The following is an 8627-nucleotide window of genomic DNA, read 5'->3' as shown; positions in this document are numbered from 1 at the left end:
TGGCAACCTCATTGTTTGATGATAAACGATCCCTCTGATGAGGGCTTGAGGTTAAATTTTAATTGTTTTATCGGGGGCTGTTCAGCGGGGTGTTCTCCGCGGTAGCGGCTTCGTCCAACCCATCATTCAAGCAGGACGCCTAACGGCACCCCTTAATTTAAACGTTAGTCATTTCAATTCAAAGGGAGCCCACATGAAAAAGTTACTCATCAAAATTCTTATCGCATTTTCCGCTTTGGCGGTTTCACCCTTTGCAGTTGCGGAACAGAAACTCGACATCATGCAAATCATGGGGCAATTCGTCCAAGCTAATCACGCCGCAAGCAAATGTATCAAGCCTGATCAGAAAACACTTTCCAGTTTTCTTTCAAATTTCAGGGTGGTGACTGTCCGCGCAGTCGAAGAATTGAAAAAGCAAAACCCCGGACAATCAGAGCAACAGATTGTCGATGGTTTGAAACAACGCACTGGCGTTGTAGAAAAAATGATTGACGACACAATTCGCGCCAACAGTTGTAGTGACCCAAGAATTCAAGACCTTCTCAAGCGTTTTGAAATGCAAGCAAATCTCAAATTTTGAGCGCGATGGCTAACCTGTCAAGCGCGCCGCCCCTTACTGACAGCCGGACGGGGCATGCTGCCCCGTTCGAAACGTTTTACGACTGTTAATATAGCCACTTAGCTCTAATACCGGAGAAACGTTAGGGACGGGGTTGCAACCCCCGTCCCGCCAGACGCGACTCGTGAATGTTGGGCTTCCTCGCGTCAGCTCAACCTACAACCTTGGCTTTTCTTAGTGATCTTCGCGCCTTCGTGGTGATATTCCCTTAGCCGAAATTAATCCTAGCTTCCAAATCGTTACTAGAGTCGGCATTCTTAAGCGCTTCCTCCAGACTGATCCTGCCGTCCTTATATAAAAGATACAGTGCATCATCAAACGTCCTCATGCCTTTGCTGCCGCTCGACGCCATAGCCGATTTAATTTCATTCAATTCCCCTTTCAAAATCAGGCTCGCGATATGAGGGGTGTTGATCATCACTTCAATGGCCGCACAGCGCTTCCCGGCCGTGTCGGGAATCAGGCGCTGGGAAATAACGGCGTTTAAATTGGTGGCAAGATCCATAAACAACTGGGCATGATAATCATGGGGGAACATGTTGACTACCCGCTCCATGGCCTGGTTCGCGTTGTTAGAGTGCATGGTCGATATGCACAAGTGGCCGGTATTGGCCAGTTCCAGCGCGGCCGACATGGTTTCCCGGTCGCGGATCTCGCCGATCAAGATAACATCGGGCGCTTCCCGCAAACAGGCTTTCAGCGCCCTAGCATAGGAATCCGTATCCACGCCGACTTCGCGCTGGTTGACGATGGACATCAGGTTCGGGTGCGAGAATTCGACCGGGTCTTCGATGGTTAAAATATGACCGGCTGAATTGGCGTTGCGGTGGTTAATCATCGCGGCCAGCGTGGTCGATTTGCCCGATCCGGTGCCGCCTACCATTAATAACAGCCCCCGTTTGGCCATGATCAGTTCCATCAAAATATCCGGCGTGCCTAGCTCCTTGCCGGTCGGAATGACCGAGGGAATCAGGCGCATCACCAAACCGACGGTTTTGCGCTGGTAAAAGACGTTGGCGCGAAAACGCGCGCTACCGTCCGGCAGGGTGATCGCAAAGTCCAGGTCGCGCTTGGCTAAAAACTCGTCGATTTGTTCCTGGGTCATAATCCCGAATGCACCGGACTGGGTCAGCTCGGGCGTCAGCAGGAAATCGTCCAGCGCCACGACCTTGCCGTAAATTTTGGCTTTGACCGGCGAATCGACCGTTAAAAACAAGTCCGAGGCATTCAATTCAGTCATTGCCGCCAAATACGGCAGGATGTTTAAATCATCCTCCGGCGTTGCTCCCAAAATCTGATAACTGACAGGCTCCGGCTCATCGGTTTTTGCCTGCGCTGGATCGGGGACGATCAACAATACCAGGCCGTTATCCTCGACCTTGGCGCTAACCCTGAATTTTTCCCCGTCAGGTGCGGCGCATTGAAAATTAAGCGCTTTGTTTTGGACTAATTCCTGCTTTTGGGCGTCATTAATCAGGCTGAAGGTAATTTCTCTGATGATATTCGGGCTTAGCTCATTTTTACCCAGAGGATATTCCTCCCCGCCCAAGCCCAACAGCGCCGGTGAGCCCGCCTTTAAAGACAGGCTATCGGCATTTTTTTCCAGCATTAGTTTTAAATAAGGTGTCAGGGTCATATCGGTATCTGGTTTTGTGTGATGGGGTTAGAAATCCGCCTATATCGATTTGCGGAGCTTTATCTGATGAGTCATCACTACCCGGTCATCGTTCCGGCAGGGATTCATCGACACTTTAACGGATGCCGGAACGAGGCGGCTTACGTTGCTTACATCCATGTAGTCTGGATACCGGCAATCCCTGCCGGTATGACGTGCTCCTATGAATAGCTGACCTTTTTGCTAATCAAGTCGCTTTATCACAACGGCAATCCTACTCTTCGTCGCCGCCGTCCTCTTTCGATTGCAGCGAAAGCCCGCCCATCGACCTGTCCTCGCCGGACGCCAGTTTGATCTGCAAGCGCAACTCGTTTTGAGAGTCGGCATTTCTCAAGGCTTCGTCATAATCTATTTTCCCGGCCTGATAAAGTTCCAGTAAGGCTTGGTCAAAGGTCTGCATCCCCAGTTCGCGGGATTTGGCCATCAGCGGCTTGATGCTGGAAGCCTCGCCTTTGGCGATATAATCGGAAATCAGCGGGGTATTCAATAAAATCTCGATAGCCGCGCAACGCCCACCGTCAACAGTTTTGACCAGACGCTGGGAAATAATCGCGCGCAAATTGACCGAGATGTCCTGCATCAATTTCGCCTGCTTCGCCATCGGAAAGAAACCCAAAATCCGGTCGATGGCCTGGTTGGCGTTGTTCGCGTGCAAGGTAGCCAACGCCAGATGACCGGTCTGGGAAAATTCTAGGCCGTAATTCATAATCTCTTCGTCGCGAATTTCGCCCAGCACAATCACATCGGGAGCCTGGCGCAAGGTGTTGTGCAGCCCGGCTTCCCAGCTTTTGGTATCGACGCCGACTTCCCTTTGCATGATCACGCAGTTTTTATGGCTATGCACGTATTCAATCGGATCTTCCAGCGTGATGATATGGCCGTAACTGTTCGCATTGCGATAATCGATCATTGCCGCCATAGACGTTGATTTACCTGAACCGGTGCCGCCGACCATGATAACCAGGCCGTTTTGGTTCATCATCACGTCTTTTAAGATCGGCGGCAGACCCAGTTTATCGAAATTGGGTATTTCTGCGGCGATGACCCGGACGACCAAGCCCTGGCAGCCTTGCTGGACATAGGCGTTAACCCGGAACCGGGACAGCCCGGCAGGCGCAATCGCGAAGTTGCATTCTTGTGTTTCTTCAAATTCCTTGAGCTGCTTGTCATTCATGATGCACTGCGTCAGGGCCTTGGCGTCATTGGCCGATAACGCCTGCTGCGAAACCGGCGTCAGCTTGCCTTTGATTTTTATTGCAGGTGGAAAACCGGCGGTAATAAATAAATCGGACCCTTCTTTATGTAGCATAAGCTTGAGCAACTTAATCATAAAGTCCATCGCTTCTTTTCTTTCCATTGATTTCCCCCTGTATTGGTTAGCGGTATGTGGTTTTACCCGGAATCAGATAACACGTGGTTGATTATAATTTTAATTATTCAGGATGCCTAAAAAAACGCATCTCAGGTAATCGAGCCGCGGACTGGGCTTGGGGCAATGCCATGACGGCTTCGCCGCCGATTTATAATGAGAGGAGAAAGCGCCGGAACCCATCGTTCCGGCGCTAATATGTCGCTGATTTTTTAGGGAAGCGCTGAACAAAATGCTTCCGTTCAGGTTCGACAGGCTCACCACGAACGGAATCAATACGTTACCGTTCGTCCTGAGCCCGTCGAAGGACTAAATCGGCGCTCTCCTAGAAAAAACCCAATGGATTAATATCGTAGCTGACCAGCATGTTTTTAGTTTGCTGATAATGATTCAGCATCATCTTGTGGGTTTCACGGCCCACGCCTGATTTTTTATAACCGCCAAAAGCCGCATGCGCCGGATAATGGTGATAACAATTAACCCATACCCGGCCAGCCTGAATACCCCGCCCCATACGGTAGGAGCGATTCATATCGCGAGTCCAGACACCCGCGCCCAAACCAAACTGAGTGTCGTTGGCAATCTCTAACGCTTCGGCCTCATCCTTAAAGGTGGTAACCGATATGACGGGGCCGAAAATTTCTTCCTGAAAAATGCGCATCTTATTACCGCCTTTCATGATCGTCGGTTCGATATAGTAGCCTTCAGAGAAACCGCCGCCTAAAGCTTCAGCCTTGCCGCCGATTAAAACTTCAGCGCCCTCGTCTTTACCAATTTGCAGATAACCGAGAATCTTGTCAAATTGTTGTTTAGAGGCTTGCGCGCCTACCATCGTTTCGCTGTCTAACGGGTTGCCGCGTTTAATCTGCTTGACGCGCGCAATGACCTTAGCGATGAATTCATCGTAGATGGACTCCTGCACCAACAAGCGGGATGGACAGGTACAGACTTCACCCTGGTTGAAAAACGCCAGCACCGCGCCCTCGACGCATTTACTGACAAAATCATCTTCCTGATTTAATACATCCTCAAAAAAAATGTTCGGCGATTTTCCGCCCAACTCAACGGTTGACGGAATGATATTTTCGGCGGCGCACTTTAGAATATGCGAACCGACCGGCGTCGATCCGGTAAAGGCTATTTTTGCAATCCGTGTACTGGTCGCTAATGCCTGCCCTGCTTCCGCGCCATAGCCGTTGACGATATTAACCACACCTGCGGGCAATAAATCGCCGATCAATTCCATCAGCACCAAAATAGATGCAGGGGTTTGTTCCGCCGGTTTCAAGACCACACAGTTTCCTGCAGCCAAGGCCGGAGCCAATTTCCAGCAAGCCATCAGCAACGGGAAATTCCACGGAATAATCTGCCCGACCACGCCCAGCGGTTCGTGAAAATGGTAAGCGACGGTATTTTGGTCGATTTCGCCGATTGAACCTTCCTGGGCGCGAATGCACCCGGCAAAATAGCGAAAATGATCGGCGCACAGCGGTATGTCAGCCGCCAGGGTTTCCCGCACCGCTTTGCCGTTATCCCAGGTTTCTGCAACGGCCAATGCTTCAAGATTCGCTTCAATCCGGTCGGCTATTTTTAACAGCCTGTTTGACCGCTCGGTGACGGAGGCCGCTCCCCAGGCGTCTTTGGCGGCATGGGCGGCGTCCAGCGCCAGCTCAATATCTTCGGCGCTGGAGCGGGGTACTTCGCAAAAAACCTTACCGTTAACCGGACTCGAATTTTCGAAATACTGGCCTTTGACCGGAGCGACCCACTGGCCGCCGATAAAATTTTGATAGCGGGATTTAAAGTCAACTTTACTGCCTGGCTGATTTGGAGCTGTATAAAGCATTGCTTTCACCTAAATATGGATAAGTTGAGAGTGGCGAATTCTATCATCATAAGCAACGTAAAATAACGTTCCTTTTCATTGGCAAAATCGTAGCATGAACGGAATTTGAAAACAGCGGCCGTTATCCTTACGCCTGCCTGACTAGGGTTGTCGGCTTTGGCACAATCAAAAACCACTAATAAATCAAGATATACAAGCGGCCCGCACAACATTAGCAACTATCGCCCTTATTTACGCACCATTATTGTGCATCAACTAAAACGCAATATACACGATAACCGCGCAAAACCTTATCTCCGTAGAGTCATGAGCAATGTGGCTTATATATTGCTTTTTGTCATGCATATCTCATTTGTAATGCATAATCCAGGATCAATGACATGCTGACTGAAGCTGAACGTTTTGAAACTTTCTCCCCCTATATTCGAAGTGTTACCCAGTGCAAGGAAATACTCCGCGACTTAAACGGAACCTGGGGGCTTATTTCTTCGATTGCAGAAATAAGCTGCCCTAAAGAAGCCGCAACGATACTGCCGGCGATGGAAGCGACAAAAAAAGGTTTTGCCGATCTTGAAGGCAAATTGAACAGCCAGCTGGTATCCGAAGAAATCAAAAAAACCTGCCTTGAGCTTGAATCCAAAGCGCAAGTATCCATCGACATTCTGGTGCGCAACCTGTACGAGCGCACCGCAGACATCGGCTTTCTGGCGACCAATGCCGATATATGCAATTTTGTACTGGATTCCGTAAACGGCGAAAGAACCGATATAGATTCGATTAACCGGCTGCTCGATGAATACTGCGCAAAATATACCGTATACGACGACATTATCATTCTGGATGCCAAAAGCCGCATACTGACCCGGCTTGACCGCAACGCGCCGACAGGCGCGCAAAGCATTTCCGATCCGATTATCGACCGCACCTTGCATTCGATAGAAGACTATGTCGAAACCTTCGGTAAAACCAGCCTGCGCCCCGGCGTGGACCGGGCCCTTATTTATTCAAAACGCATCGTCGACCCGACCGACGACTCGGTGATTGGCGTTTTGTGCCTGTCGTTTCGTTTTGATAACGAGATGGAAGGCATCTTCCGCAGCCTGCAAAAAAAAGGCGATAAAGCCGTGATGCTACTACTGAACGCCGATTCCGTGGTCATTGCCACCAGCGACTACGACCATGTGCCGATTGGCCGCGTCATCGAAGCCGTTCCTGAAGGCCGTCACTACGGCGTAACCGACTTTGCCGGACGCGAATATCTGTCGGTAACGCACAGAGGGCGCCCGTACCAGAGCTATTCCGGGCAGGAATGGTACGGCCATGCGATGATTACATTGCATTCGGCCTTCGCTCCTTCCGCGTCCGACAAGGAGATCAATGCCGAAATTCTCCGTCATGGCGACTCGCTGTCGCCCGAGCTGTCCAGCATCGTTGCGACCGCCGCCCAGGACATCAACATGTTCCTGCACCGCGTGATATGGAACGGCCAAGTCATGGCGACCAACCAGCACGGCAACCTTTTATCGCTGAAAGCGATTCTAAGACAGCTGCGTTCGATGGGCGCCCGCACGGCCCAAGCGCTTGCCGACTCCAGCAGCAAACTGCATACCACGATGATTGCGTCCGAACTGCGCAATGCCGAGTCCATCGCGCGGCTGATGATTGATATTATGGACCGCAACCTGTACGAGCGCAGCAATGACTGCCGGTGGTGGGCGCTGACTTCGGAAATACGGCGCATCCTGTCCGAAGGCCGCCTGAGCCCGGAAGACAAGGCGAAAATCACTGATATTCTGGTCTACATCAACAAGCTTTACACGGTCTACACGCGCCTTTTTATCTACGACATCAAAGGCACTATCGTGGCCGAGTCCAATCTGCATGACGACCCGATGGACGCCCTGGGCAGGCAGGTGACCGCCTCCTACGCGCAGGAGACTTTTTCGTTGCGCTCGCCGCAGGAATACCGGGTGTCGCCTTTTGAAGAATCCTGGCTGTATGAAGGCAATCCAACCTATGTCTACAATGCCGCCATCCGTCATATTGACGACATGAACAAAATAGTCGGCGGTATCGGCATCGTTTTCGACTCCACGCCCGAATTCAAACACATGCTTGAGGATTGCCTGCCCGACAAACCCGGCTCTTTCGGCTTATTTGTGGAGCGCCCCAGCGGCCGGATTATCGCTTCGACCGAGGGTTCCAATTACACCAATGGCGAGGTTCTGTGGATAGACCCTGAGTTTTTTGAGCTGCAAGAAGGCACGGGCAAATCCAAGATCGTGTTTTACAACAAAAAGTACTACGCCGTCGGCTGTTACTCGTCGCGCGGATACCGCGAATTTAAAACCACGGGGGACTATCATAATGATGTAGCGGCCTTCGTGTTTATACCCATCGGCGAGAAAAGCGAAGCCACGGCTGCCGAACAACGTGTAGCCATCACTTACCCGCAAGAGCCGGTAACCGGCGAAGTTACCGACCTGGCAACGTTTTACATCGGCCAGGAGATCTACGCATTTCTTGCCTCCGAGGTACTGGAAGCCGTGGACGTTGCAATGATCAACGCCCTGCCCGGCGTAAAATCCTATATTGTCGGCAGCGTCATGTATTGCGATAACAGCCCCGACGGCATCAACGAAAAAATCCCGGTTATCGTCATTGACGGCAGGATTCTGACTAATACGCCGATTGATTCCGATCAAGCGGAAAAGACTAACGGCGCAATCATCATTGTCCGAACCCAGGTAGGCCCTATCGGTCTGTTGGTTGACGGGCTCGATGCCGTTCCCAGCTTCGAGAAATCGCAAGTCCAGCCGGTTAACGAATTACTGCGCGGCGACGGCGGCTATGTGAAATCATTGGTCAACATCCCCGAAAGCAACACAACCGGAAAAATGCTTATCGTATTGAATCAAGACCTGATTCTTTCCTCGGTTCGCAAGTAATAATTGCATCTGCCCGCGATTGGGTGGGCGTGTGAAAGCCGTTCATGCTGAACCTGTCGAAGCATGAGCGGCTTTCGCACGTTCCAACTTCATCTTTTAGTTGATTCGGCCTGGAGTGTACTTTAAAAGATGCAATGTCGCGCTATTACATCAACCGTTTAAATAGAAGT

General features: G+C 50.9%; 6 protein-coding genes. 3 read left to right on the top strand and 3 right to left on the bottom strand.

Annotation, left to right across the window (positions count from 1 at the left end; all coding sequences use genetic code 11):
* Window positions 1–193: 193 nt before the first annotated feature.
* Window positions 194–580, top strand: a complete 387-nt coding sequence (locus V3O24_RS08595; protein ID WP_331306944.1) for a hypothetical protein — start codon at window positions 194–196, stop codon at window positions 578–580.
* A 247-nt stretch (window positions 581–827) separates the two neighbouring features.
* On the opposite strand, the gene V3O24_RS08590 is transcribed toward V3O24_RS08595, so the two are convergent.
* Window positions 828–2255, bottom strand: coding sequence for a PilT/PilU family type 4a pilus ATPase (locus V3O24_RS08590; RefSeq protein ID WP_331306942.1), 1428 nt, complete (start codon window positions 2253–2255; stop codon window positions 828–830).
* A 66-nt stretch (window positions 2256–2321) separates the two neighbouring features.
* On the opposite strand from V3O24_RS08590, the gene V3O24_RS08585 reads away from it, so the two are divergent.
* The gene (locus V3O24_RS08585; protein WP_331306941.1) at window positions 2322–2465 is read left to right on the top strand and encodes a hypothetical protein; all 144 of its coding nucleotides are present in this window, start codon (window positions 2322–2324) and stop codon (window positions 2463–2465) included.
* 43 nt (window positions 2466–2508) lie between these two features.
* On the opposite strand, the gene V3O24_RS08580 is transcribed toward V3O24_RS08585, so the two are convergent.
* The gene (locus V3O24_RS08580; protein ID WP_104423553.1) at window positions 2509–3651 is read right to left on the bottom strand and encodes a PilT/PilU family type 4a pilus ATPase; all 1143 of its coding nucleotides are present in this window, start codon (window positions 3649–3651) and stop codon (window positions 2509–2511) included.
* A gap of 337 nt (window positions 3652–3988) precedes the next feature.
* Window positions 3989–5509: an aldehyde dehydrogenase family protein gene (locus tag V3O24_RS08575; protein ID WP_331306939.1), complete on the bottom strand. Its 1521-nt coding sequence runs from the start codon at window positions 5507–5509 to the stop codon at window positions 3989–3991.
* A 380-nt stretch (window positions 5510–5889) separates the two neighbouring features.
* Here V3O24_RS08575 and V3O24_RS08570 point away from each other — a divergent pair, with 380 nt between their 5' ends.
* Window positions 5890–8457 carry a chemotaxis protein CheW gene (locus V3O24_RS08570; protein ID WP_104423556.1) on the top strand — a complete coding sequence of 856 codons (2568 nt, stop codon included), beginning with the start codon at window positions 5890–5892 and terminating at the stop codon, window positions 8455–8457.
* The last annotated feature ends 170 nt before the right edge of the window (window positions 8458–8627 follow it).

This window comes from Methylobacter sp. Wu8 (assembly GCF_036440755.1).
GTDB classification, from domain to species: Bacteria; Pseudomonadota; Gammaproteobacteria; order Methylococcales; family Methylomonadaceae; genus Methylobacter_A; species Methylobacter_A tundripaludum_A.
Note: the sequence above shows the minus strand (reverse complement) of the source record. Positions and strands in the feature narration are given on the sequence as shown.